Source organism: Halomonas sp. PA16-9 (genome assembly GCF_009728585.1).
GTDB classification, from domain to species: domain Bacteria; phylum Pseudomonadota; class Gammaproteobacteria; order Pseudomonadales; family Halomonadaceae; genus Vreelandella; species Vreelandella titanicae.
This window is the reverse complement of record NZ_CP040451.1, coordinates 2,842,367-2,868,832: the sequence shown is the minus strand read 5'-3', so window position 1 is coordinate 2,868,832 and position 26,466 is coordinate 2,842,367. Positions and strand designations below refer to the sequence as shown.

Genomic DNA, 26,466 nt, shown 5'->3' with positions numbered 1-26,466 from the left:
CAGGATGTTTATCATGCGCGATGCTCGTGAGACAGACCAGTTAACTCTCTTTGGTCACTTTTCGCTTACCCAGGGCGAAGACGTATTAACCCACTTTAGCTACGACAAAGTGAAGGCGCTGCTCGTTTATCTGCTGCTGCATCGTCAGCCGGTTAATCGCGCCGCGCTGGCGGAACTGCTGTGGCCTGACCAAGGGTTATCCTCAGGCAGAACTAACCTGCGTCACGCGCTGCACTGTTTACGCCAGTCGTTGGGGAGAGCGCCGACCAAGTATTAAGCGTCTCCCGGCAAACGATTGCCTTCCAGCTTCCGGCCAATTGGAAAGTCGACCTGCATACACTGCAACAGCTGCTTGAAGGGCCGCGCGACTTGGATACCCTGGAAGCACTGATGACCTGTTACCAAGGTGACCTGATCGAAGAACTTCAATTGGCCACCTGTAGTGAGTTTCAGCGCTGGTTAGTCCAGGTGCGCAATGAGTGGCGCCAGCGCGTCATTCGTTTTGCTGAACAAGTACTCGAAGCACATACCGATGTGCCTGATCTGATCCTGGAAACACTGGTGAGTCGCTTTTCCGGCTATGGCCCGTTTCATGAGCGCTTGGTTCGCCAACTGGCTGAACAGAATCAAATGGCCGCCGCGCACGAGCAGTATAATAGCTACTTGCAGCTATTGGCGTTGTCAGGCCAGCAGCCTGAACCTAGCTTCTTACAGTTGGCAAGCTACTGGTCTGACGGCCACCATGACCCGCGCATGATGAGTCCCCAGGGCGCGTTTTCCCGCGCGCTGGCGGCAGACAGTAAACCGCTGCGTGAAGATGAGATTGAGCTGCGCCAACTTTCCGTGATGGCTATCCGGCTGCGCCTGAAAGGGGAGTGGCAAGACCGAGCCGCGACCCGACATTGCCTCACTCTGCAGTTAGAGCTGTTGCGATGGCTAGAGCAGCAGTGCCATCACTTGGGCGGCTTCTGGCTGCCTGGCGCCACTGGCGGCTTGGGGCTGGCGTGTTTCGGTACCCATGGGCCTGCTCACCAACTGGCTGAGTTAGTGGCGCTCTATGAGCACTGCCGTCAGGCGCTTCCCCAGGAGAGTGCTCGCCATTGGTCTGGCGAAGGCGAAGTGCCGCAATTTGAGTTAGCTGCTGGTTTGCACAGTGGGCAAGTCGTCTACTTGCCCGAGCGGCAATTGGCGGATCCGCTGGGGCAAGTCACCCAAACCTCGCTGGAGCTAATGAGCGCAGCTGAAGGCAGTGAGCTGGTTATCTCACAAGAAGCCAGTCAGCACATGCCGCCCGCGCTTGATCTACAGCCACGCTTGGTATCGCGTTTGGTGGCTAGCGACGGTCGCGTTCGACTGCGCGCTTTAGTGCTGGGCCTAAACGAAGGCGGTCGCGATGCACTGCCGCCTAGCCTGGTCGGGCGTGAAACCTCGCTGCGTACGCTGCGCGACGCGTTGGCGCGGGCAGGTATAGGTTTGCGTCAAAGCGTGTTAGTTCGCGGGGCATCTGGCATGGGAAAATCGGCGCTGATGGTCGGTTTCCGCCAGTTAGAACTTAGTCGCGATGCGGCAATTTGCTGGCAGCCCACCACGAGGCTGTCGGTGCTAGATCCCTACGGCGTTGCCCGGACTCTGGTGGGCTGGTATCTCAAGCAACCGCTGACTATCGAGGCGATTCACGAGCTACAGGCAACGCTTGAGTTTGACCAGCTTACGCCCGAGCGTCAGCACCTGTTGGAAGAGGCGCTTGGGGTGCACGAAGTTCAGGAGATCACCCAGCTTGCCCAAAGCGGTGAAGCCGTTGAATTGGTGGTGATGTTGCTGCACCGCTTAATCGAGCGCCAGGCGACCACTCATACCCTGGTGCTGATGGTCGATGATTTACAGTGGCTTGATGAGCCGTCGTTTAAAGTGCTCGCGGGGCTGCAGGCACGTTTACCTATCAATACCGCCTTTATGTTGGTGGCTAGCCACCACGGCCGAGAACTGCTGCCGGTGAAGCTGCATTGGGATCAGCAGATTAGTTTGGGGAATCTGGATCCGCAGCAGTCTTCACGGCTATTGTCACAGCTGTCACGGCGCTACCGCATTCATTTGAGCCCACGGTTACGTAACCAGATTATTGAGCGCTGCGATGGCGTGCCGCTCTATATGCAGGAAATTTGTCGGCGTCTGGATATGGATCGTCGCGAAGGGCGTAGTGTCCAGTTCGATGAACTGCCCAAAGGATTGTTAGGGTTGCTGGCAAGCCGTATTGATCAGCTTGAGGGTGACCGCGAAATTGCCCACGTAGCGGCAGTGCTGGGTAAGCGTTTCCGGTTGGATTTCCTACTGGAGTGTAGCGGCTGGGAAAAAGGGCGACTTAACCAGGCGCTCGAACATATGCGGGCGCTGGAGATTGTCGAGCCGGTCGATAAAGAGAGCGGCGAGCACGAATATCAGTTTAGCCACCAGTTGCTGCAAGAAGCTGCCTACCTTTCTTGCCCGCGGGATGTGCGGGTCAAGCTGCACCAACAGGTAGTGACCCTAATAGAGGAGCGCTTCCCTGTCTGGATTAGTCGCCACCCCGGCGATTTTGCCACTCACCTGCGCCGGAGCGGTCATTATGCCCGTGGTGCACGCTATTTCGAATTGGCCGCCCGTGAAGCGCTCAAGGTGAGCGCCAACCGAACCGCGCTACGCATGGCCGATTTCGGTTTGGCGAGCTTGCGCCACGTTGAGCATGAGATTGAGCGTGAAGTAAGTCTGCTCACCGTGCGTGGTCAGGCGGCGTTCTCACTTGAGGGCCACGGCTCGCCTACCGCTCACGAAAGCTTTGTGCGTGCGAGGGAACTGCTGCGCGAATCGGGTACCGATAGATTGGAGGATCCAGAAGATCTTGAGCAGATATTCCTAGTCAAATGGGGGCTTTGGGTGGGGCGTAGCCAGCGCTATGCTCATGCCGATGCCTTTGCACTGGCGTCGACGCTCGCTGATCTTGCTTCACGCCTTGAAGACCCTCGCTATCGTCGGTTGGCCGATTATGCCCGGGCCAACTGTGAGTACTGGGCGGGTCGCATTCAGCAGGCTCACGACCATTTAGATGAAATCGATCCGCTCAATGCGCAAATGATGATCGAGTGGCTACCGTTCTCTGATCATCCACAAGTTTCAGCCGCCTGCTTTCAGGGCTGGGCGCTCTGCCTGCGTGGTGATTATCAGCGTGCCGAGCGGCAAGTTTCGGCGGCGATTCGGCTGGCGGAGAAGATTGCTCACCCCGGTACCTTGGCGCTGGCGCTGCTATTTGCCGCTGCGCTCTATCGTCAGCTAGGCCACGTCCATTTGGCCGCGCGGCATGCGGAGCGGGCGGCGGCAATGACCGGAACGCCCGATTTACAGCTGTGGCAAATATCCAGCCAGTGTATTCTTGGTTGGCAACGAGCTTTGGCAGGTGATACTACCGGGTTGACTCAGTTACGCGAGAGCCTGGATCAGATGGCGGAGCTGAACGGCCGTGACCGCTACCAGAGGCCGGTGCTGTGGTACTCGGATGCCTGCATTGAACTAGGCGAGTTAAATGCCGCAGAGGAGTACCTCGATCAGTGCTTGGTGATTGCCCGTGAGCGTACCACGCTATTTTTGCCCGAATTAGCCACCCAACTGGCTAAAGTGCGTGATCTGCTTGGACACCCCGCCAATGAAGTCAAGGCATTGGCTGAGATGGCGATAAACCAGTCCCGCGAGCACGGCAATCGCCACCAGGAGCTAGCGGCCCTTGAACTATGGCTGACGCGTATTGAGCCCAACGACCAGCAGGCGAAAGAGAGTTTTAGGCAGCTATTGAGCGAAGTTAGCCACAGCGATGCGCCGGTGCTAACCCGTTGGATCAGCTTGTTGGATCGCCGTTTGCCTCGGCCGGTAGGCGCTGAAGGTTGATAAGCTAAAGCAGAGTGCTCTTTAACGGGTGTCCTGCTCCAGCCACGTCAACGTGGCGAGCGCCTCTTCCCGGTTCTCGCCGCACACACTAGCGTCAAAGTTAAACCGCTCGCAGACCCTGGGGCGGCTCGGATCCCCGAACAAACGGCACAGGTTATCCTCGTCTAACTGCACGCAGCGAACGCCCGCCGGCTTGCCCTCAGGCATGCCGGGGATAGCTGAGCTAATTGAAGGCGCGATGCAGCAGGCGCCACACCCCGCACGACACCCTTCACTCATAGCCTAGCACTTGGACTAGGTGAACATACGGCAATCGCGCCCTTGTTGATGCCCTCAAAGGCCTGGATACGCGTGGTTACGCCGCTTTGCGTGGCAACCTCTTTTGCCAGCCAGGCGGCGATATTTTCTACCGTAGTGGGGCCGGGGAGGACTGCGCATAGCGACTGTGGCAGCGTAATGGAGAAATCACCTTGGGCGGCGCGATAGCCGCAGGTAAGGAAATCGTTATCCCGTGAGGTGATATCCGCCTCTTCAAGCAGGTAGCGATTTTCCAGCCATGCGGCCCACTGTTGTTCGAGCGTAGGTTGACGCAGCTCTTGCTGAAAGATGTGTAGCCGTGAACGGTGGCCGTGAGCGATACGCTGGCAGTTGCCTAAATGGCGCTTCAGGCCGTGCGAGTAGCCATAGGCAGCGCCATCTATGGCCTCGTCGCTAAGCGTAAGGGTAACCTGATGGACATTCTCAGGCCGTTCTTCAGTCAGCTGCTGACTTAAGTGCTCCGCGACCGTGTCAAGCTCAATGGTTTGCCACGGCAGCAGGCTAAACGCCTCCTTGGGGCCGCGCACTTCCATCGGATAGGGCGTGGTGGTTCGCACGCACACACCTTCGGGGCATCCCGTCACCGTGACCCCAGGCGCCTGAGTAGGTACCAGCAGAGTATGATCGAGGCCGCTGTCTAGCGTGCGCTTGATCCACGGCTTGACTTCCCCAAAATCGAACAGCATGCCATCTTCGCCCAGCTCGCCATCCAGCACTGCGTCCACCTGCCAGCTACAGCCCACTAAGCCGCGCTCGGAACACCAAAGGGAAACGTCAATATGGGTCAGTTGGTTTACGAATAGGGACATTAATCAAAACCTGCTAATTTGTGCATTTGTAGCGATAGGCGCCACTGGGGGTTAGCCATGCAGTAGGCGGTCGCTTCAGCCACGGTGGTCTTATCCTGATTGAGAGGGGTAAGATCCATCGGCTGTAGAAAGAAGTGGCGAAACCCTAGGCCTGAAAACTGCTCCGGGGGAGCGTCCACCTGAGGGTAGACAAGCTTTAACTCGTCGCCTTGGGTAATGGCTAGCGGATTGCTACCCTTAGGGCTGACACATAGCCAGTCAATACCTGGTGGCGGAGCCAGCGTACCGTTGGTCTCGACGGCCACCTCAAACCCATGGCTATGCAGTGTGGCAATCAGCGCTGCGTCAAGCTGCAGCAGTGGCTCGCCGCCGGTAAACACCACATAGGGCGTCGCATGCGACTTGGCGTCACCGAGTTGGCTGGGCCAGAGTCCGGCAATGTGTTCAGCGAGGGCGGTGGCAGTGGCAAACTTGCCGCCATTGATGCCGTTAGTGCCAATAAAGTCAGTATCGCAAAAGGTGCATTTAGCCGTCGCCCGATCAATTTCACGGCCCGACCACAGATTGCAGCCACTGAAACGACAGAAAACGCTCGCTCTGCCCGCTTGGGCACCTTCCCCCTGGAGGGTGTAAAAGGCTTCTTTGACCTGATACATCAGCGCTGACCTACTGCGCTGTCTACGCTGTAAGCCAATGGATCGGTAACACCGTTGGCGGCAAAGGCGTCCAGCCGCTCGCGGCAGCTGCCGCATACGCCGCAGGCAAGTTCACGGCCTTCGTAGCAGGTCCAGGTATGGCGGTAATCCAATCCCATTGCCAGGCCTTCACGCAGTATGTCGGCCTTGCTTACTTTGAGATAAGGGGCGTGTAGCTTCACTGGCTCGAAGTTGGCGATGCCCGCGACATGGTTCATTGCCTCGACGAACTCGGGGCGGCAGTCGGGGTAGAGAATGTGGTCGCCGCCATGGGCACCGTAGTCGACTCGTTCTGCGCCAATGTTCACAGCCTTGGCAATCGCCAGGGAGAGCAAAATCATATTGCGATTGGGTACGACGGTAGCGCGCAGGTTGTCCGCATCATAGTCGCCCTGGGGCATTGCTTGGTCTGGATTGGTGAGCGCCGAATTATCAATCAGGCCGTGTATGGCGCGAATATCGACTACTTGATGGGTAGCCCCAGCGAGGCGCACACTTGGCGTGCAGTGTCGAGTTCGCGGGCATGCCGCTGACCATAGTCAAACGAAAGCGCGTGTACGCTAAGCCCTTCTCGCAGCGCGCGATGAAGCACGGTAAAAGAGTCCATTCCACCGGAATAGATAACGACGGTTGTGGTGGCTGTATCAGCCGCCACTGGGGGTATTGATGACATGAGAAAACACTCTTTGTCGGAGAATTTATTAATCGCGAGCAGCGTTTAGCTGACGCGGCGTTCCGGGGTCCGGTCCGGAAGGGCGGCAGTTTACGCAATAGCCGTTAGTCTGACCAGTTCTAGCGCTGACCATGTACCTGATTGAAGTAAAAAAGTGCGTAGGCGGGCAGCATGAATATCAACATGCTACGCTATCCATCCATGTCGTTAGAGGCGAACCAATGGCAACTATTGAACATAGTGAAATCATTAACGCTCCGCCCGAACGAGTGTTTGAACTATTGCGTCGTGTCGAGGATTTTGCCGATTACTCGGATCTGATTCGCTCAATAGAAACGCTGGGCGAAAACCGTTACCGCTGGCACGTACGTGCCGTGGGCATGGACTGGGCGTTTGATGTCATGGTTACCGAGGTTCAGCCGCCTTATGTGCTTGCCTGGGAGTCCTTGGATGGTGTGAAGAACCAGGGACGTTATCGCCTTCGCGAGGTGCCAGAAGGTACCGAAGTGGCATTAACGTTGAGCTATGAAATTCGCAACCGCTTAATGGAGAAAGCCGTCAACAAAGCGGCCAAGCCACTAGTCGGCAAAGTCAGCCGACAAATTCTTGAGCGCGTTGAGGCACGTTTAAATCAGTAGCGCCGCTTAGCAGCGCATTGGTGATCAGGCCACCGACTTATTGTGGTTTATGCATTGAGGCGTCAAGGTGGTCAACGACCTCTGCCCAGTCGGCATCGTCATCTACGGCTTCTTTCAGAAATTCTGCCTGGCCCTCGTTCCAGCAGGGAGCTTCAGACAATGGCATCGTTTCCGGAAGTGGGGCGTTGCGCTGGATAAAGCGCTCGATTGAAGCTGCATCAGATGCCAATCCCAACTGCTCGAATAGTTCACTGAAATGGTGTACCGGCTTTTCCATAATCTGTTGCTCCTTCAAACGGTTAGAATGCTCCCTATAACATAGCTTGATTCTCAGTCTGCGCCAGCACACAAAAGCCTTTGTTTGATCAACGTTCGCCAACCAGTGGTGTTAAAAAGCGCTGTCGTTGATCTTCTAACGCGAGTGGCTGGGCCAGTAAATGGGCTAGCTTGGTGAACGCCGCCTCCGGCGTCATATCATCGCCTGCCACAACGCCTGCATCGCTCAGGCCGTGACCTGCCGCATAAGCACCCAGGTGGACACTGCCCTGCGGGCACTGGCTAATGGCGGCAAGCAGTTTGCCTTCGCCGGTGGCTCTGGCAAGTACGTTAAGCAAGTGGGGATCGTCGGGGAGGTTACCCGCGCCCCAGAGCTGAAGTAACGCCCCTTTTACCCGTGAATCACTCAACCAAGCATCCAGCTGCCAGGCTGCTACGCCCGGCCAAAGAGCGATGCGCACGATCTCTCCCTGATTGACCTGGCGGTAGTCGGGGAGCTCGAAACGTGGCGCGCCACGCTGCTGCAGGCCAAGCCCACGGCTGGGGTAATAAACGAAATCATCGCCTACCCGCTCACCGAGCAGTGGGTAGTTGGGGCTTGCGAAGGCGTTGGCTGCTTCGCTGTGCTGCTTAATGCGCGGGCCCCGCAGCAATTGTCCTGCAAAGTAAATCGCCACTTCTTGGAGCTCAGGCTTGTCAGCGAACTGCAGCGCGCCGTGCAAATTGTGCAAGGAATCGCTGTCGGGCGATTCTAGTGGCAACATCGAGCCCGTGACGACCACTGGCCGATCTAGCCCCTGGAGTTGATAGGCGAGGCTGGAAGCGGTCCAGCTGAGTGTGTCAGTGCCGTGAATAATCACGAAACCGGCGAAGGCCGTTAGCCGGTCGTCGATATCCTGGGCGAGCTGTTGCCAAGTGAGCGGGGTGGCCGCACTTGAGTCAATCAACGTGGTGTAGCTGACGACCTTATAAGGTGGAAGGGATTGCTGTTGGGCAAGCGGTAGCTGGCTCAGGGCCTTTGCCATGCGAGTGGCAAAGTCACCGCTAGGCGCAAGCCCTTCAGCATGCTGTTGCATACCGATAGTGCCGCCGGTGTAAATGACTAATATTCGCTCTTGGGCGGGAACGCTGCTGGCAAGAGGGGAGTGAGGGATCATCGCCATCTCCTGGGGCTTTGTGCGAAACCTGCTAAGTGGGTCTTACGCGCTGTATCAAAAGTTCGCCGCTCTGGTCATCTAGACGCTGATTACGGCCCGCCAGTAGCGCAAAGCCACAACAAACCGTGATCAGAATAATCAATAACCAAGCGATTTGTGATGTGTTGGCGCCTGTTTGCAGCATAACTCCCACACCAAAAGGCCCAAGTGCTGCCAGTGTATAACCACCGCCCTGAACCAGCCCAGAAAGCTGACCGGCAAGGCGGGAGTTGGCCGTGCGTAAGACGAGTAGGCTCAGCGCCAGGCTAAAGCTGCCGCCTTGACCGATACTCAGTAAAGCGGCGCCTGGCCATTGCCACACTAATGGCGCAATAAGTAGCATCCATAGGCCAATGGCGGTGCTAAGCAGCACAGCCAATAGCGCGGGACGCTGGTCACGCCCCATTCGTGCAAGCCAGGGCGCGCCTAGCGCGGAGGCTAGCTGGCACATAATCGACACCGCCATTGTCCAGCCCGCATCGGCCTCGTTATAACCGCGATCAACCAGCAGAGTAGGCAGCCAGCCAAATACGATGTACGCCATGGACGATTGAATGCCCATGAACAGCATGACGTGCCAGGTAAGCGGTTGCTTAAGAAGCCGTAAAATACCGCTTTTGGGCGCTGTCGGCGTGTTGGTCATTGTGGTTCGGGGCATTTGGAAGTGCCAAAGCACCAGTGCGAACAGCGCCAGCAGTGACCAGCTCATCAAACTCGCCTGCCAACTGCCGAGCAGTTGCGTTAATGGGACGCTAAACCCAGCCCCTAAGGCGCCACCTAAGCAGAGCGCCATGGTGTATAAACCGGTAAGCAGGTCGGCACTATCGGGAAGTTCACGCTTAACCAGGGCCGGTAGCAGGGTGCCGCCAATGCCGATCGCACAGCCTGCCATCGCCGAGCCAATAAAGAGCCCACCGGGGAAAGGTAAACCACGTAAAACCAACCCCGCAGCCAGTAGTGCCAATGCCGAACTTAGCGCCCGTTCACTGCCTATACGTCTAGCCAGGGCAGGGGCAAGCGGGGCGGAGAGGCCTAAAAACAGCACGGGTAGCGTGGTGAGTAACCCCGCAGCGGTAGCGGAAAGCCCCGCGCTTTCTTGCAGGCGAGTAAGCAGTGGGGCAACCGAAGACATGGCGGGGCGTAAATTAAGCCCCACCACGACCATCAGCAAAATAAACGTAATCGAGCGACGCGTTGCCATACGAGTACTTACTTAAGGTGGGGACGCAAGTCTCCGCGAACGGCATCGAGTAGCGTAATAAAGTGGTAATCCTGGGGAGTGTCCAGACAGTCGACCCTGACGTTTGTGCGCATGCCTTTATCCATATTCAACTGGTCAAATATTTCTAAAGTAAGCTTGCGAGCAGGTTTATCGCCTGGCGCCATGATGCCATCTTCAAGGGTAAAAGTTTCAAGCAGGGTGACACGTACGCGGGTGCTATTGCCTTCGCTCAGTACTCGGCGTACAAAAAGCCAGCCTTCGCAGGGGAGGGCGTGGTTGTCATCCCGTTGGCGCAAGAAAATCGTGCGGTAGCAGGCCCCTTCGATCGAGGCCTTTTCAGCCATACTGCGGTAGGCTTGAAGCACCTGATTAGCTGACGCACGGGCGTCCTCTAAACGCTGCACGATCCCTTGATGTTCGCGGCTGAGCTGCTCTTGACGTTGGAACGTCAGCCATTGGCGATACTCGGCCATCAGTTGAGAAGACGCCATAATCACTCCGTGAAAAGTATTGGCTAAAATAGCTGCTGGAAACAGCGGCTTGGAATATGCAAAGGCGACACCTTCGCATATTCCTGCGCTCTGAGCTAGCGCCGCGCGCGGCGTTTACGCTCGCCGCCGGTATTGGCACTCTGGCCTTCGGGCTTGCGTTTGGCGCGAGGCTGACGTTGGTTGCGTCGACCATTCTCGATGGGCTCAGGTTTGATACTGGGGTCGGGCTCAAAGCCAGGTTCAATGTGCTTTGTTAGCTTCTGCTTGATTAGCCGCTCAATATTGCCCAGCAGGGCATCTTCATCGACACACACCAACGAAACGGCTTCGCCATTGCTGCCCGCACGGCCGGTGCGGCCAATGCGGTGGACATAATCTTCCGCTACGTTGGGCAGGTCAAAATTGACGACGTGGGGCAACTCATTGATATCCAGGCCGCGAGCAGCGATATCGGTGGCCACGAGTACCTGCAGGTCGCCGCTCTTGAATGCCGTTAGCGCGCGAGTGCGAGCTCCCTGGCTTTTATTTCCATGGATCGCCATGGAAGGAATGTCCTGCTTGGAGAGCTGCTCTGCAAGGCGGTTAGCGCCATGTTTGGTGCGCGTAAATACCAGAACCTGGAACCAGCCGTTCTGTTGAATTAAGTGAGCCAGCAGTTCGCGCTTCTTCTCGCGGTCGACACGGTAAATGGCCTGCTCAATTTTGTCGGCTGTGGCATTCCGTGGCGCTACCTCAATCATCGCCGGGTTATCCAGCAACTGTTGTGCCAGGGTTTGGATCTCGTTAGAGAATGTCGCCGAGAACAGCAGGTTTTGGCGCTTTTTAGGCACCAGGCGCAGCAGGCGCTTAATGTCGTGAATGAAGCCCATATCCAGCATACGGTCAGCTTCATCAAGCACTAAAATCTCAACGCAGGAGAGATCCACATGCCCCTGCTGGTGAAGATCCAGCAGGCGGCCAGGGGTAGCTACAAGTACATCCAAACCGGCTTTTAGGGCATCGATTTGAGGCTGCTGGCCAACGCCACCAAAAATAATGTGGGAGCGCAGTGCCAGATGTTGACCGTAGGTCGACACGCTTTCGCCTACTTGAGCGGCAAGCTCACGGGTAGGGGTTAGCACCAGTGCACGTACCTGACGCTTTGTAGGTCGTTTGCCGGTATTTAGACGTTGCAGCATTGGCAGCGTAAAACCAGCGGTTTTACCCGTGCCGGTTTGGGCGCTGGCCAGCATGTCACGACCTTCTAGTACGACGGGGATAGCCTGTCGTTGTATCGGGGTAGGCTCGGTGTAACCTTGCGCTGTAACAGCGCGTAATAAATCGGCGTGCAGGCCAAGTTCAGAAAAGCTCATGCGTTCTCCGCAGTCACCTAGTGAGTTAATACCGGTAAGTGGCTGTTATCACTAGATGTAATGTTCAAAAAGCGAGGTTGATTCACCTTCGCGGCAGCGAAGTGTGCCAGATAATTCAGTGTGCCGCGATGGTCGTTGGGTAGCCGTGGATGACCGTGACAGGAGACGTGAAGGTTATAGCGCCAAGCAGCACTATCATTCTGGTGTGCACGGACACACCAGAAAACTACGTGTCAGTAATAAGCCGAGTAGTGTAACACGGTTATAGGGCCTCAGCTTGTTTCGCTGAATCGTTCCAGCGATGGGGCCTGGGCATGCAGTGGGATTAACCGCGCTAAAGTAGCCGCAGGCAAATCAAGCTGGGCCACTTCCTTGGGGGCTAATGTAAAAAAGTGCTCAGGGGTGAAAACACCAAGTTGAAACAGTTGGCGGGCCGTGGCTGGTCCTATGCCGTCGAGCCCCAGTAGTTGTCGCGCAAAGAGGGTGAGAAAACGACTGTTTTGCTGTTCATCAAAATCGACGCTAGCCATTTGATAATAGTGCCCAGCTTGAATAGTAATAAACTGCTCAATGCGCTGAAGCGCAGCTAGCGTTGTGGCATCGTGAGCCTGGGCTGCTAACTGATCGCGCAGAGCATCGTGGCTATTTAAAGCCGTTTCGAGGACTCCTTGAGTCGGTTCGCCCTCAAGCAGTGCCGTTACGGTATGCATTAGGGCGTTAATGGCATCGCGTAGTTGTTCAGCGGGCAGACCCGTGTCTGGCTTGGTTCAGCTGGCATATTGACATCCCTGAGAGGGTTAGCATTAAGCGTAGTGCAGCAAACTCAGTTTAGAAAAGCACTGATTAATCAAAATAATCGCCCTGACGTATTTTAGTGGCGATAAGTTCGGCAGCTTGATCCCAGCTATCACTTAATGCACGCACCAGGGCGGGATAGCCATCTTCTGCAAGAGGCGTTTCGGCATAGAAAGTTTCCATCTCTAACAGCTCGCCGGCATCGTTTAGCAATTGCCATTGGCCGCTAGCCACGGCGATACCATCAAAGCGGCCCTGGAATTGATCTACGTTCAGGCGCAGGGTGAGGGCGTTGGATTGATCACCTTCACCACGCATAACCCTAAGTGTTGGCAACGCTTTGGATAGATTGGCGCGCACTCTCCGCTCTAATTGCCTGCCTAAGCCTTCTGCCCACTGGTGTTCCCGAGCGGCATTCAGTGTAATGTCGTCTAGCTGCATCACAATGCCGTCGACATCCAGGTAGTGGGCTAGCCGTGGTGCGCTCACTATAAGCGTACCCTCGGGCTGGCGGGGTGTGCTAGCCAATGGGTCGCTTGGCAGCATATAGCGAGCGGGGGGCGTGACACTGCTGGCGCAGGCGGATAGCAACAAGCAGATCAGCAGCAGTGAATATCTCATCCATGTAAACATCGTTCGCTCCTTAATCACGTGGCGCACGCGGTATGGGGTCTTGAGCATCCAGATTATCAAACAACAGTGCTCTGGGATTGTCGTTGAGCGTGCGAGTCAAAGGCTGCAGGTCACGCATCAAGCGATCCAGTCGCTCAATGGCGGTTGTCAGCTCTTGATAGGCCGGCGATGACGGCGATAGCCCTGTAGCGTGCTGCGCAATTCCTCCAGGGTTGCGTTGAGGTTGCCGCCCACAGCCTGGGTTTCAGGATCATTGAGCAATTGATTAAGAGAGGCGCTCACGTCGCGAACCTCATTCAGCATGCTCTCAGAAGCTTGAAGGTTACTATCCAAACCGGTTAACAGCGGTTCAACCTCAAGGGCGTTTAGTTTCTCAAGTAGATCGGTTACCTGGGCCTGTATCTGAGCAAAGCCGCCTGCTACGGTGGGGAAGACATCTCGATCTGAGAAGCGCTCGGCGACATACTCATCGGCAAGGTCGCGGTGGAAGTTCAAGTCTACAAACAGAGCGCCCGTTAACAGGCTGCCACTTTTTAGCGAGGCGCGTAGTCCGAGGCCGAACATGCGTTGGAATCTCGCCTTCCACTCTTCCAGGTTAATATCGCTATTTTCGATCCCTAGGCGCTGAGGTTCGACTCTGATCAGTACGGGGATGGCAAAGCGTGCCCGTGAGTCGGGCTGCGGAGCGGTAAAGTTCCAGGGTACGGCGGCAACGGTGCCCATGCGTACCCCGCGAAACTCTACCGGTGCGCCTTTGGAGAGTCCGCGTACCGTTTCATCGACCAGCAGTACATACTCCAAATAACGATTAAAGGTTCCTTCCCGAGCGGCATCCTCATCAGCGTAGAGAGTGAACCGTGTGTTGGCTTCAACCGGCTGACCCATGGGCAGATCTTCGGGCACGCCGAAAGTAACGCCGCCACCCAGCAGCGCTTCCAATGACTCAACGTTAACCCGAACGCCGTCGGCGTCTAAGCGGAAATCGACACCACTAGAGGTCCAGAAGCGAGTGCTGTCGGTGACTAAGTCTGTATATGGCTCCTCAATAAATAGCTGATGTTGCATGGTGCGTGACTCAGGCTCGAAACTATTTTCTTCGATGCGTCCCACTGTGTAGCCCTGATAGGAGACCGGGTCACCGACGCGTAGTGAGTTACCTAACTGGCTCGTCAAGCTAAGACGCAGTCCCGCTTGGCCAGCGGGTGCAACAGGGGGATATCGCTAACGGGGAATTCTCGCCGTGGTGCTTCCTCTGTGCCTGGCTCAAGCTGTATATAAGCGCCAGAGAGCACGGTACCCAACCCACTAATACCTTCACGGCCAATGCGCGGTTTAACCACCCAAAAGCGGGTATCTTCGCGCAGAAGATCCTCCACTTCCGGCTGAATACGAGCGGTCAGCACTGCATGGGAAAGGTCGTCAGACAGGCGCACGCTTTGTACGCGGCCTACTTCAACATTACGGCTGCGAATCAGCGTATTGCCCGCCTCAATGCCTTCAGCACTCTCCATGGTCAGCGTCACCTGAGTTCCACGACTAGCGTAATTGTCGTAAACCAGCCATAACCCAATAGCAATCGCGACGATCGGTACCACCCAAATGGGCGATAACCTGGTCTGGCGCGATGTTTTAGCCTTATTTAGCTCCTGATCGTTAATCGGGTCAGTGTTTGACGATTCTGTTTCGTTAGCCATCAACAGGTTCCTTGGTGGCCGCTTTACGGCGAAGAAGAGGGTGACGATGTGGAAGAGGGGTATCCCAAATTAAGCGCGGGTCAAAGGTCATTGCTGCAAGCATGGTTAACACAACCACGGCGCCGAAGGCGAGCGACGCAGGGCCTGGCGTAATCGACATCAGGGAGCCTGCGCGAATCAGTGCCACTAAGATAGCCACCACGAAGACATCGACCATTGACCAGCGACCAATAAACTCTGTTAGACGATACAGCCGCGTGCGACTTTGAGCATTGAGCGCACTGCTACGTTTAACCACCAAACAAAGCCAAGTTAGCGCAACGAGTTTACCTACAGGTACGATAACACTGGCGATAAAGATAACCGCTGCGATCGGCCAGGAGCCCATCTGGATCAGTTGAACAACGCCACCAATAATCGTAGAAGGCGAGGAGTTGCCTAGGCTAGTAGTGGTCATAATGGGGTAGATATGGCTGGAATATACATAATGGCAGAGGCGCCCAGCAGTGCCCAAGTACGTTGCAAGCTGTTAGGAAGACGCTGATGAAGCTTTTCATGGCAGCGAATGCAATGCCCACGGCCCTGGGCGATAGGCGGTTAATCAGTCCGCAGGTTGGGCAGCCGGTCAGCCCTTGTTCACCAGCGGGTAGGCCTGTCCGGGTACCTTCGGGAGCCAGTGGTTCTCCCTCAAGCGAGAACCACATCCAATCGGCATCCAGGGACTGGCTTGTCATCAGCAACAGCAGCGCAAATGCACAAAACGCCCAGAAGGAGATACCTATTTCCACATCGGCCAGGCCCGCTATTTTTATCAGGCTCACCAAGGCGCCAATAATAAAGACATCGGCCATCATCCACGGCGTTAAATGCGCCAGTGAGCGTGCAATATCGCGACTAAAGGGCAGGGGGCGATCGCGAAGTAGTCCAAATTGAAGCCAAAGAACGCCAAGCAAATACACGGCTGGCAGCACCACTATGGTCATAATAACGGCGATAGCCACCACGGGTTGGTGAAAGCCAATCAGTGTGGTGGCGGTCTGGGTCAGCTCGATGCGGTTGCTTACTCCGCTGACCGTAAAGCTAATAAACGGAAACGACACTGCCAGCATTAGTGCGACAAGCGAGGCGATGGCCAGGGCCATACTGCGCTGAGCGGGGTAGCGATGGCGCTTAACCAACACGTGTGAGCAGCGTGGGCAGCTTGCTTTCTCGCCAGAATTTAACGGCGGTAGCGCGGATACCCAGTCGCATTCGTGGCAGGCACGCAAACGCCGTCGCTGAGTTCTAACCTCAGGCGGCAAGCTGTCAACAAGGGGGGCGTTGACGGGCAGTGGACGGCGCTTAATCAATTTTTGTGGGCGCAAAAACCAAAACTCTCAGTGCGAACCCCTAGCAAAACTACTAGGATGTGGCGGATTAAGCATGTCAAACACGCATTTTAGCAAGTCTATGTCACTGAAATAATGTTTAAAAACATAGTCTGGCCGCTTGACCAATGGGTTAGTTTAGACAACGATGCTGCGGCGCAATGGCGAACAGTTAGATTCGACCTGATTGGCCGCGTACTTCCGCGTCAGGTTTACGTGCTAGTGTCGCCATATAGTGGCAGGCATTGCTAGTAATAGCATCTTACTGCCGTTGCAATGAAGTGTTGCTCAGAAGCACAACCTATAAAACAGTACCGATCATTATGTCATGAAGGAAATGAAATGTTGCTTCCCACATTAGCAGTTGTAGTTGGATTGATCTTACTGGTTTGGAGCGCTGAGAAATTTATCGACGGCGCGGCGGCAACCTCTCGTTGGCTTGGTTTGTCACCCCTATTGATCGGTATGCTGGTGATTGGGTTTGGTACTTCGGCGCCGGAAATGATGGTATCCGTGCTGGCGGCGCTGGATGGAAACCCAGGTTTGGCGGTGGGGAATGCTTATGGCTCAAATATTGCCAATATCGGTTTAATTCTCGGCTTGGTAGCCCTTGTTGCACCACTGTCGGTGCACTCTAGCGTTATCCGTAAAGAGATGCCGATATTGATGCTGGTCATGTTAGCAACGGGCCTAATGCTGCTGGATGGATTCGTCGCGCGTTGGGAGGCCGTTGGCCTGTTGCTGGCATTGGTTGTCTTTATCGTTGTGAGCATTCTGCGTTCTCGCAATCAGTCCGACGATGCGCTGGTGTCTGAGGTCGCTGAAACCCTGGATAGCAAGCCGATGTCTCGCGGTAAAGCCATCATGTGGACGCTGGTGGGGTTGGTGCTGCTTATCGCTAGTTCGCGGCTTCTGGTGTGGGGAGCCGTTGAAATTGCACTGCGCTTTGGTGTGAGCGATTTGATTATTGGTTTGACCGTAGTCGCCATCGGGACGTCGCTCCCTGAGCTTGCTTCCTCGATTACTGCCCTGCGTCGAAAAGAGCACGATATGGTGCTAGGCAACGTGGTTGGGTCTAACCTGTTTAATAGCTTGGCGGTGGTCGGCCTCGCCGGTGTCATTGCGCCGATTGAGGCGGGGCGAGAGGTGCTCGTGCGCGACTGGAGCGTGATGACCGGTATGACGCTGCTGATGATCCTGTTTGCGTTTCTTGGCGTGGTCGTCCGCGGCGCATTAATCGCTTGGAGGGGGGGATTCTGCTGGCGCTGTTTGTCGCGTACACCAGCTATATGGTCAGCGTCGTTATTATGTCGCGATAGTGCCTACTTTGCCATACCGCACCGCAAGGGTAATTGGTGCGTCAATGCGACCCATCTTAGACATCCGGCTACTGTAATACAATGGCTGTCCAAGAGGGGCGCTAGTGACGGAAGCTAAGTTGCGTGAAGCAAAGTAACGCAGGAATAAGTAGTGTAAAAAACTAGCGTAAAGAAATAAGCTTAGTGCTTATAACTAAAAGTGCACTGCCATAAAGGCTCAACTAAGCTTGTGTTAGCCCATTGATGGGATATCGATTCAGGTCTTAGGAGAGTGAAATGGAACTTGATCCGCTGGTTTTATCGCGATTGCAATTTGCATTCGTTGTGTCGTTTCACGCTATCTTCCCCGTATTTACGATTGGTCTAGCGTCTTATATTGCGCTGCTCCATGGTCTGTTCTTCACAACGAAGAACCCTGCATGGGATCGTCTCTCGCTATTCTGGACAAAGGTGTTTGCCGTTGTCTTTGGGATGGGGGTGGTGTCAGGCATCGTTATGTCATTCCAGTTTGGCACTAACTGGAGCAACTTTTCCCAGGCCTCTTCGAATTTCCTCGGCCCCATGCTCAGCTATGAAGTTGTCACCGCGTTCTTCTTAGAGGCAGCCTTCCTGGGCGTCCTGCTATTCGGCCGCGTAAGGTGCCTCAAGGGGTTCATTTATTTGCTGCCATTATGGTGGCGGTGGGCACCTTTATTTCTTCTTTCTGGATTCTATCCGCTAACAGCTGGTTGCATACCCCTGCGGGCGTAGAGTTAGTTGACTTCCGCTTCCACGTGACCTCCTGGAGCGAGGCGATCTTTAATCCGTCGTTTCCTTACCGCTTTATGCATATGGCCGTTGCCTCATTCTTGACCGGTGGCTTCGTTGTCGCTGGGGTGAGTGCTTGGTTTCTGTTGCGCGATCGAGACCCGGAAGCGAATCGCCGAGCTCTCTCTATGTGCCTCTGGCTGCTGCTTTTTTTGGCACCGACTCAGGCCGTCATCGGCGATTTTCATGGCATAAACACCCTGGAGCACCAGCCGACTAAAGTGGCTGCCATGGAAGGGCACTGGGAAACCTCTGGCAATGTGCCGCTGCTGCTGTTTGCCATTCCTGACCAGGAAGCACAAACCAACCACTTTGAGCTGGCTATTCCGAACTTGGCCAGCATTATCTTGACTCACTCTGTTGATGGGGAGGTGCCGGGGATTAATGAAGCGGCGCCTGAAGAGCAGCCGCCAGTGCTGATCGTCTTCTGGGGCTTCCGAGTTATGGTAGGGATTGGTCTGCTAATGATTGCGGTGGCGCTGACGGGGCTGGTGTTGCGCCGCAAAGGGCGTATCTATGACAAACGTCTATTCTTAAAAGGCCTGACGGCAATGATTCCCATGCCGTTTGTGGCTGTTTTGGCGGGCTGGATCGTCACAGAGTCAGGCCGTTCTCCTTGGTTGGTGTACGGCATGATGACCCATGCCGAGGGCTTAACCCCGTCGCTCACCGGCCCTATGGCGCTGTTTACGCTGATTGGCTATGCCTTGGTCTACGGCGTGGTGTTTTACGCGGGCATTTATTACCTCACCCGTGTGGTGCGTAACGGCATGCTGCCGGAAGAGGAACGCGAAACCACCGACGAGAACTTCAAGCGCCCCATGCGGCCTATGTCGGCGGCGCATACACCTTTTGACGATGACGTTGACCCGGTGAGGAGCTAGACATGGAAATGTTTGATCTAACGTTAGTTTGGGCCTTCATCATCGTTTCGGCATCATGATGTATGTGCTTATGGATGGGTTTGATTTGGGGTTGGGTATTCTCTACCCCTTTGCTCCCGATGAAGATGCCCGGGATGTGATGATGAATTCGGTGGCGCCAATTTGGGACGGCAATGAAACATGGCTAGTGCTCGGCGGGCTGGGCTATTAGGCGCTTTCCCACTGGTCTACTCGGTGTTCTTGCCTGCGCTTTACATCGGCGTTTTCTTAATGTTAGCAGGCTTGATCTTCCGTGGCGTGGCCTTTGAGTTTCGCTTTAAATCTCGCCGTAACCGCCGCTGGTGGAACCGCGCTTTTTGCTGGGGGTCGGCGGTTGCCGCCTTTGCGCAAGGTGCCGTGGTAGGAGCCTATATCCAGGGCTTTCCGGTTGAAGATTTTGCCTATGTGGGCGGTGCCTTTGACTGGCTAACGCCTTTCTCGGTACTAACGGGGCTTGGCTTGATGGCAGGCTACGCGCTGTTAGGAGCAACTTGGCTAATACTGAAATCAGAGGGGCATGTGCAGGATTGGGCCTATAAAATCACTCCACTGCTGCTGGCACTGGTGCTGTTTGTTTTTGCGGTGATTAGCCTCTGGACGCCGTTTGTGAATCCTTTGGTCTGGGAGCGCTGGTTCGGCAATATTCAACTGATTTGGGTTTTCCCATTTGCTGCCTTGGCTTGCGCTTTTGTGGTTTTCCGTTCGGTGCAAAAACGGCGTGAAGGGGTGCCTTTCCTGGCCACTATCGGCATTTATGTCTTCACCTATTTAGGCCTGATCGTCAGTAAATGGCCGGTGATCGTGCCGCCGGATTATACGCTGTGGGATGCGGCTTCTTCGCCGGAGTCACAGCTGTTCCTGCTGGTAGGTATGGTATTCGTTATCCCGATTATATTGACCTATACCGCCTGGACCTATTGGGTGTTCCGCGGCAAGGTACGTGTAGGCGAGGGATACCACTGATTCATGGTAACTGAAGACACGCTTTCTCTTACGCCGCGCAGTTGGCTGCAAGCGTTGGCTAAGGGAGAGCGTAAACGCCTGCTTGGTTCAGCGCTTTGTGGCGTGTTGGCAGGTAGTCAAACGATAGTCGTGGTGGTTGGGCTTGCGTGGCTTATTGATCAGCTAGTGGTGCATCATCGATCACCCATTTCTCTATTACCGATATTTTCCCTTCTGGTGGGCAGTGTGCTGTTACGCGCTGCCTTTCAGTGGGGCATGAAACATTAAGCCTGGAGGCGAGCCTGCGAATTCGACAGCGTGCCAGAGCTCAGCTGTTGGATAAACTGTCTGCCTTGGGCCCGGTGTGGCTTACCAATCAGCATAGCGGCTCGCTGGCAAATCAGGCGGTTGAGCATATAGATGCGCTGGAAGGTTATTTTGCGCGTTTTTACCCTCAACTGCGCATTACGTTCTGTTTGCCGCTATTGATTCTGGCGGTGGCGGGTTGGCTGGATTATCTGGTGGCGCTGTTCCTGCTGCTTTCTGCACCGCTTATTCCACTTTTTATGGCATTGGTTGGCATGGGAGCTGAGCGCCTTAATCGCGACCAGTTCGTTGCGGTATCGCGATTGTCAGCGCATTTTATTGACCGTGTGCGCGGTATGACCACACTGCAGCTTTTTGGCCGTACGTCAGCCGCACAGCAGGATGTTTGGTATGCCACGGATGGTTATCGGCGTCTTAGCATGCGTACCCTTCGGTTAGCTTTTCTCTCATCAGCGGTGCTGGAGTTTTTTCCTCGGTCGCGATTGCGGTTGTGGCTATGTATGTCGGTTTCGGCCTGCTGGGCTACATCGAGTACGGGCCGGCAGCATCGTTGACGCTTTTTTCGGGCTTAGCGGTGTTACTGCTCGCGCCTGAATTTTTCCAACCGCTGCGTACGCTTTCTCAGCATTACCATGATCGCGCGGCGGCACTCGGTGCCGCCGAGAGCGTGGTGAATATCCTCAATCAGCCAAGTTTGGTGAGTGGGCATCACTATATGGCTCCGCGGTCAGATAGGTCGGCCATTGAGTTAAAGGCTGCTTGCGTTGCTTATCCTAGCCGTGGGCAAGTGATAGGCCCTATCGATCTCACCATTCAGCAGGGTGAGGTAGTGGTGCTTAGCGGTGTCTCCGGTAGCGGCAAGTCAACGCTGTTAGCGCTGCTCGCGGGCTTTATCGCCCCAAGCGCTGGCAAGTACCTTCGACAAGAAAGTAGCCGCTATGCCTGGCTGGATCAGCAGCCCTGTCTCTTGCACGGCAGTTTGATCGATAACCTACGGTTGGCGGCGCCCGAAGCTTCCCGTGGAGAAATGCTTGCCGCACTCCATCGCGCTGGTTTTGGGCCTCTGTTAACTCAGCTACCCGAGGGTCTGGATACGTTAATCGGCGAGCGTGGGGTAGGGTTATCGGGTGGCCAAGCTCAACGCCTTGCCCTCGCGCGAGTGTATCTTAGCAATGCGCCGTTGGTGCTGTTAGATGAGCCGACGGCGAGTTTAGATCAAGAGACAGAGCAGTTCGTGATGGCTGCTTTGCTTGAGCTTGCCCAAGAGGGGCGCACCCTGGTCATAGCGACCCACCATCCGGCCGTGATCGCCGCCGCTCAACGCCATCTGGCTTTTGAACAGGGTGAACTGGTAGAGGTGGACTCATGATGGCTATTTACCGTGACTTCCGCCCTTGGCTGCTGCTCTTAGTGCGCCGCCGCAGGCGCTTTTTGGTGGGCGCCTTGCTGGTTTGGGTCACCCTGATGGCCGGGCTTGCGCTGCTGGGGTTGTCGGGTTGGTTTATTACCGCTAGTGCTTTGACCGGTATCGCTTTAGCGCTGGGTATTCCTGCGCGGCTCGATGTTTATGTTCCCGGTGGTGGCATTCGTTTCTTCGCCTTGGCGCGCACTATCGCGCGCTATGTTGAGCGTCTGTATAACCATAATACGGTGTTAACGCTGCTTGCCGACTTGCGTTATCGGGTATTCGGCCATTTAACACGCTTCGACGACGCTCGCTTGCAGGGTGAGCGTGCCAGCGACTGGCTGAGCCGTTTAACGGCTGATATCGACACCCTGGATAATTTTTATCTGCGACTCTTGGTGCCACCATTGGTGGCGCTGCTTGGTGTATTGGCTGTGTCGCTTTTTGTGGCTATTTGGTTACCCAGCATTGCCGTGCTGATGGCGGTGACGCTGGGCTTGCTCTGGCTGGTAGCGACCTTGTTAGCGGCTGCCTGGGGATTTTCGCAAAGCTATCAGCAGGTGGTTGACCAGCAGTCGTTGCGCCGCCTAGTGGTCGACCAAGTACAGGCCTCGGCCGAGTTGATGAGCTATCAAACGACCCAGTGGCACCGGACGATGATCGCGACTCAAGAGCAGCAAGCGTTCGGCAATCAGCGCCGCTTGGGGCGTAAAGCGGCGCTAATAAACTGCCTGGTGAGTGTCATAAGCGGATTAATGGTAGTGGCAGTTATGTGGTTCGCTAGCCTGGTATTTAGCCAGCAGCTGGTCACGGGCCCTGTTTTGGTGATGGTTGCATTGATAGTGCTGGGGGTGAATGAGGCGTTTATCGCACTACCTGCTAGCTTTATCAAGCTGGGCGCTAGCTATGCAGCGGTGCGTCGGTTAAATGCGCTAACCAGCGATTCATCGTCGGCTGCCCCTGTTGTTACGCTACCTGAAGATGTTGATCTCAGCGTTCAGGTTAATCAGCTCTCTCTGCGCTATGCGCAAACATTAGAGCCCGCGCTAAGGTGTATTAATTTTCAACTACCCGCTGGAAAGCGAGCGGTGATTACCGGCAATTCTGGTGCCGGAAAATCGTCTTTAGCCAGTGTGTTGATGGGACGCTTACAAGCAACTCAGGGTGAGGCGATGGTGGGTGGCGTGCCAGTGTGGCAGCTCTCGGTCGAAAGCCGTGCTAATCACTTTGCTATGCTCACTCAGCAGGTGGATCTGTTTGATGCCTCTATTGCTGAGAACCTGCGTATTGCCAACCCCACCGCAAGCGATGAAAACCTCTGGGAGGTATTGAAGGCCGTTGCCTTGGATGGTTGGGTTGAGCAACTGCCGAAAGGCTTAGCCACGTCGGTGGGCGAAAAAGGCCAGCAGCTATCGGGTGGTCAAGGTCGGCGTTTGGCATTAGCACGGCTAATGCTTTGCAGTCCTCAAGTGGTGATTCTTGACGAGCCATTTGCAGGCGTTGATGCGGTGACGGCAAACCACCTTGCGGCTTCCCTGGATCAATGGCTGCTTAATCGAACGGTTATATTCTTTGTCCATCAAGTTGGTTCACTGAACCCATTGCCTGGGGTCGAGTACCACTGGCATTTAGATGCCGGTAGACTTAGCCAGTTCGCACTTAAAGAATCGGTAATGAGCGATATTGATTAATTGATAAGAGATAGCCAGGAGCCCTCCATGCACGAATTTTTACGCAATCTTCCTAAAGTAGAGCTCCATTTGCATATCGAAGGCTCGCTGGAACCAGAGCTAATGTTTGCACTAGCACAGCGTAATGGGATTGAGCTGCCCTATACGACAGTTCAAGAAGCCAAAGATGCTTACCACTTCAATGATCTGCAGGGGTTCCTGAATCTCTATTTTCAGGGCATGAGCGTGCTGCGTAACGAGGAAGATTTTTACGACCTGGCGATGGATTATTTCAAGCGCGCGCGGGAGGAGGGTGTTGTGCATATCGACATGCACTTTGACCCCCAGGCGCACCTACAGCGTGGTGTGCCGCTTGAAGTGGTAATGGCTGGGCTATTAAAAGCTAAGCAGGAGGCAGAGGATAACCTCGACCTCTCTATCGGCATGATTATGGCTTTTCTCCGCGACCGTCCCGCAGAGGAGGCGTTGCATGTACTTGAGCAAGCCGCTCCCTATTGGAAAATGCTAGATGCCATCGGTCTGGATAGCGCTGAACAAAACAACCCACCGGTAAAATTTGTTGAGGTGTTTAAGCGCGCTAAGCAGCTTGGGCTTGTGCGCGTGGCCCATGCCGGGGAGGAAGGCCCCGCAGACTATATTAAAGAAGCCCTGGATATCCTTGATGTTCAGCGCATTGATCACGGGGTGCGCTGTTTAGAAAGTGATGTGCTAGTTGAGCGTTTGCGCAGTGAACAGATTGTTCTAACGGTTTGCCCACTTTCAAACGTCAGCTTAAAGGTAGTAGAGGATTTGCGTGATCATCCGCTGCCCAAGCTTTTGGCTGAAGGGCTCAAAGTAACCATTAGTTCGGATGACCCCGCCTATTTTGGTGGCGGTATGTTGACCAATCACATTGCTTGCGCCGATGCGTTTGACTGGGATGAGGCGGTTTTCGTCAGATAACCCGCAACGCCATTGAGGAAGCCTTTACTAGCCCAGGCCGACGCGAAGAACTTCTCGCTCGTTTAGCTGGGGTATAGCATTACAGCGCCTAGTCACACAGACTAGGCGCTGTTTTAATCAGATGCAGTGCTAGGTTTTTACTCATAAATATTCAAATCGCTGTTGACCCTGGCGGTGAATCGGGTAGTATACGCACACGTCAACGGGGCACGGCCTCATCGACTAGCTCTTTAACAATTTGATCAGGTAATTCATGTGGGCGCTTGCTGATGTTGGTGACAAATCACCAAATATCAAGGCAAGCGACTCAAGCAATAAGGTTTTAAAGGATTCGTCCTTTGGGATCTGTTTTGAATGAATTCGTTTGAACCTTGAGCCAAGTTTGGTTCGCTTCTGTCGCTTTCGGGTGGCAGGTAAGAACCGCATAGATCTTAAACTGAAGAGTTTGATCATGGCTCAGATTGAACGCTGGCGGCAGGCCTAACACATGCAAGTCGAGCGGTAACAGGGGTAGCTTGCTACCCGCTGACGAGCGGCGGACGGGTGAGTAATGCATAGGAATCTGCCCGATAGTGGGGGATAACCTGGGGAAACCCAGGCTAATACCGCATACGTCCTACGGGAGAAAGGGGGCTCCGGCTCCCGCTATTGGATGAGCCTATGTCGGATTAGCTAGTTGGTAAGGTAATGGCTTACCAAGGCAACGATCCGTAGCTGGTCTGAGAGGATGATCAGCCACATCGGGACTGAGACACGGCCCGAACTCCTACGGGAGGCAGCAGTGGGGAATATTGGACAATGGGGGCAACCCTGATCCAGCCATGCCGCGTGTGTGAAGAAGGCCCTCGGGTTGTAAAGCACTTTCAGCGAGGAAGAACGCCTATCGGTTAATACCCGGTAGGAAAGACATCACTCGCAGAAGAAGCACCGGCTAACTCCGTGCCAGCAGCCGCGGTAATACGGAGGGTGCAAGCGTTAATCGGAATTACTGGGCGTAAAGCGCGCGTAGGTGGCTTGATAAGCCGGTTGTGAAAGCCCCGGGCTCAACCTGGGAACGGCATCCGGAACTGTCAGGCTAGAGTGCAGGAGAGGAAGGTAGAATTCCCGGTGTAGCGGTGAAATGCGTAGAGATCGGGAGGAATACCAGTGGCGAAGGCGGCCTTCTGGACTGACACTGACACTGAGGTGCGAAAGCGTGGGTAGCAAACAGGATTAGATACCCTGGTAGTCCACGCCGTAAACGATGTCGACCAGCCGTTGGGTGCCTAGAGCACTTTGTGGCGAAGTTAACGCGATAAGTCGACCGCCTGGGGAGTACGGCCGCAAGGTTAAAACTCAAATGAATTGACGGGGGCCCGCACAAGCGGTGGAGCATGTGGTTTAATTCGATGCAACGCGAAGAACCTTACCTACCCTTGACATCTACAGAAGCCGGAAGAGATTCTGGTGTGCCTTCGGGAACTGTAAGACAGGTGCTGCATGGCTGTCGTCAGCTCGTGTTGTGAAATGTTGGGTTAAGTCCCGTAACGAGCGCAACCCTTGTCCTTATTTGCCAGCACGTAATGGGGAACTCTAAGGAGACTGCCGGTGACAAACCGGAGGAAGGTGGGGACGACGTCAAGTCATCATGGCCCTTACGGGTAGGGCTACACACGTGCTACAATGGCCGGTACAAAGGGCTGCGAGCTCGCGAGAGTCAGCGAATCCCTTAAAGCCGGTCTCAGTCCGGATCGGAGTCTGCAACTCGACTCCGTGAAGTCGGAATCGCTAGTAATCGTGAATCAGAATGTCACGGTGAATACGTTCCCGGGCCTTGTACACACCGCCCGTCACACCATGGGAGTGGACTGCACCAGAAGTGGTTAGCCTAACGCAAGAGGGCGATCACCACGGTGTGGTTCATGACTGGGGTGAAGTCGTAACAAGGTAGCCGTAGGGGAACCTGCGGCTGGATCACCTCCTTAAACGATGCGTCACGCGTTAGTAAGCGTCCACAATGAATTACCTGATCAGATATAGAGCAAACGGTAAAAGCACGA

Annotated in this window: 12 protein-coding genes, 1 rRNA gene and 9 pseudogenes; 9 read left to right on the top strand and 13 right to left on the bottom strand. The window is 55.0% G+C overall.

Features of this window, described 5'->3' with window-relative positions; all coding sequences use genetic code 11:
- The first annotated feature begins 13 nt into the window (after nucleotides 1-13).
- A pseudogene (locus FDY98_RS13270) lies at nucleotides 14-3,912 on the top strand (AAA family ATPase).
- A 21-nt stretch (nucleotides 3,913-3,933) separates the two neighbouring features.
- Here FDY98_RS13270 and FDY98_RS13265 read toward each other — a convergent pair.
- The 4 genes and pseudogenes from FDY98_RS13265 to queC form a co-directional block, all read right to left on the bottom strand.
- Complete coding sequence (locus FDY98_RS13265) at nucleotides 3,934-4,191, bottom strand: YkgJ family cysteine cluster protein (protein ID WP_022523263.1); 258 nt, start codon at nucleotides 4,189-4,191, stop codon at nucleotides 3,934-3,936.
- On the bottom strand, nucleotides 4,188-5,039 hold the full coding sequence (locus FDY98_RS13260) for a 6-carboxytetrahydropterin synthase (protein WP_027957449.1): 852 nt from the start codon (nucleotides 5,037-5,039) through the stop codon (nucleotides 4,188-4,190). Before FDY98_RS13260 ends, FDY98_RS13265 begins: the two co-directional genes overlap by 4 nt.
- Nucleotides 5,039-5,695: a 7-carboxy-7-deazaguanine synthase gene (queE, locus tag FDY98_RS13255; protein ID WP_027957448.1), complete on the bottom strand. Its 657-nt coding sequence runs from the start codon at nucleotides 5,693-5,695 to the stop codon at nucleotides 5,039-5,041. The genes FDY98_RS13260 and queE overlap by 1 nt, the downstream gene beginning before the upstream one ends.
- Nucleotides 5,695-6,407, bottom strand: a pseudogene (queC, locus tag FDY98_RS13250) (7-cyano-7-deazaguanine synthase QueC). Before queC ends, queE begins: the two are co-directional and overlap by 1 nt.
- Before the next feature lie 221 nt (nucleotides 6,408-6,628).
- Between queC and FDY98_RS13245 the strand changes: the two are divergent.
- Nucleotides 6,629-7,045: an SRPBCC family protein gene (locus tag FDY98_RS13245; protein WP_022523267.1), complete on the top strand. Its 417-nt coding sequence runs from the start codon at nucleotides 6,629-6,631 to the stop codon at nucleotides 7,043-7,045.
- Nucleotides 7,046-7,082: 37 nt separating this feature from the next.
- Here FDY98_RS13245 and FDY98_RS13240 read toward each other — a convergent pair whose 3' ends face one another.
- From FDY98_RS13240 to FDY98_RS13200, 9 genes and pseudogenes are all read right to left on the bottom strand, one after another.
- Nucleotides 7,083-7,322, bottom strand: coding sequence for a DUF2789 domain-containing protein (locus FDY98_RS13240; RefSeq protein ID WP_027957446.1), 240 nt, complete (start codon nucleotides 7,320-7,322; stop codon nucleotides 7,083-7,085).
- 88 nt (nucleotides 7,323-7,410) lie between these two features.
- Complete coding sequence (locus FDY98_RS13235) at nucleotides 7,411-8,484, bottom strand: asparaginase (RefSeq protein ID WP_155705901.1); 1,074 nt, start codon at nucleotides 8,482-8,484, stop codon at nucleotides 7,411-7,413.
- 25 nt (nucleotides 8,485-8,509) lie between these two features.
- On the bottom strand, nucleotides 8,510-9,718 hold the full coding sequence (locus FDY98_RS13230; protein ID WP_155705899.1) for an MFS transporter: 1,209 nt from the start codon (nucleotides 9,716-9,718) through the stop codon (nucleotides 8,510-8,512).
- Nucleotides 9,719-9,726: 8 nt separating this feature from the next.
- Nucleotides 9,727-10,230, bottom strand: coding sequence for a hypothetical protein (locus tag FDY98_RS13225; protein WP_027957443.1), 504 nt, complete (start codon nucleotides 10,228-10,230; stop codon nucleotides 9,727-9,729).
- Between the two features lie 95 nt (nucleotides 10,231-10,325).
- Nucleotides 10,326-11,582: a DEAD/DEAH box helicase gene (locus tag FDY98_RS13220; protein WP_009286911.1), complete on the bottom strand. Its 1,257-nt coding sequence runs from the start codon at nucleotides 11,580-11,582 to the stop codon at nucleotides 10,326-10,328.
- A 272-nt stretch (nucleotides 11,583-11,854) separates the two neighbouring features.
- Entirely contained in the window at nucleotides 11,855-12,292 is a 438-nt protein-coding gene (locus tag FDY98_RS13215) for a helix-hairpin-helix domain-containing protein (RefSeq protein ID WP_340146552.1), read from the bottom strand.
- A gap of 133 nt (nucleotides 12,293-12,425) precedes the next feature.
- On the bottom strand, nucleotides 12,426-13,010 hold the full coding sequence (locus FDY98_RS13210) for a PqiC family protein (protein WP_022523273.1): 585 nt from the start codon (nucleotides 13,008-13,010) through the stop codon (nucleotides 12,426-12,428).
- A 10-nt stretch (nucleotides 13,011-13,020) separates the two neighbouring features.
- Nucleotides 13,021-14,704 (bottom strand): annotated as a pseudogene (pqiB, locus tag FDY98_RS13205) (intermembrane transport protein PqiB).
- Nucleotides 14,697-16,053: pseudogene (locus FDY98_RS13200) on the bottom strand (PqiA/YebS family transporter subunit). Before FDY98_RS13200 ends, pqiB begins: the two co-directional pseudogenes overlap by 8 nt.
- Nucleotides 16,054-16,413: 360 nt before the next feature.
- On the opposite strand from FDY98_RS13200, the pseudogene FDY98_RS13195 reads away from it, so the two are divergent.
- The 7 genes and pseudogenes from FDY98_RS13195 to FDY98_RS13165 all read left to right on the top strand — a co-directional run bounded on the left by FDY98_RS13195 (nucleotide 16,414) and on the right by FDY98_RS13165 (nucleotide 26,391).
- Nucleotides 16,414-17,390 (top strand): annotated as a pseudogene (locus tag FDY98_RS13195) (calcium/sodium antiporter).
- A 276-nt stretch (nucleotides 17,391-17,666) separates the two neighbouring features.
- Nucleotides 17,667-19,081, top strand: a pseudogene (locus FDY98_RS13190) (cytochrome ubiquinol oxidase subunit I).
- A 2-nt stretch (nucleotides 19,082-19,083) separates the two neighbouring features.
- Nucleotides 19,084-20,083 (top strand): annotated as a pseudogene (gene cydB, locus FDY98_RS13185) (cytochrome d ubiquinol oxidase subunit II).
- A gap of 3 nt (nucleotides 20,084-20,086) precedes the next feature.
- Nucleotides 20,087-21,758: pseudogene (gene cydD, locus FDY98_RS13180) on the top strand (thiol reductant ABC exporter subunit CydD).
- A complete protein-coding gene (gene cydC, locus FDY98_RS13175; RefSeq protein WP_009286905.1) occupies nucleotides 21,755-23,485 on the top strand; it encodes a thiol reductant ABC exporter subunit CydC in 1,731 nt (576 codons plus the stop codon). The pseudogene cydD and the gene cydC overlap by 4 nt, the downstream one beginning before the upstream one ends.
- Nucleotides 23,486-23,512: 27 nt before the next feature.
- A pseudogene (locus FDY98_RS13170) lies at nucleotides 23,513-24,504 on the top strand (adenosine deaminase).
- 356 nt (nucleotides 24,505-24,860) lie between these two features.
- Nucleotides 24,861-26,391, top strand: a 16S ribosomal RNA gene (locus FDY98_RS13165).
- Nucleotides 26,392-26,466 lie beyond the last annotated feature (75 nt).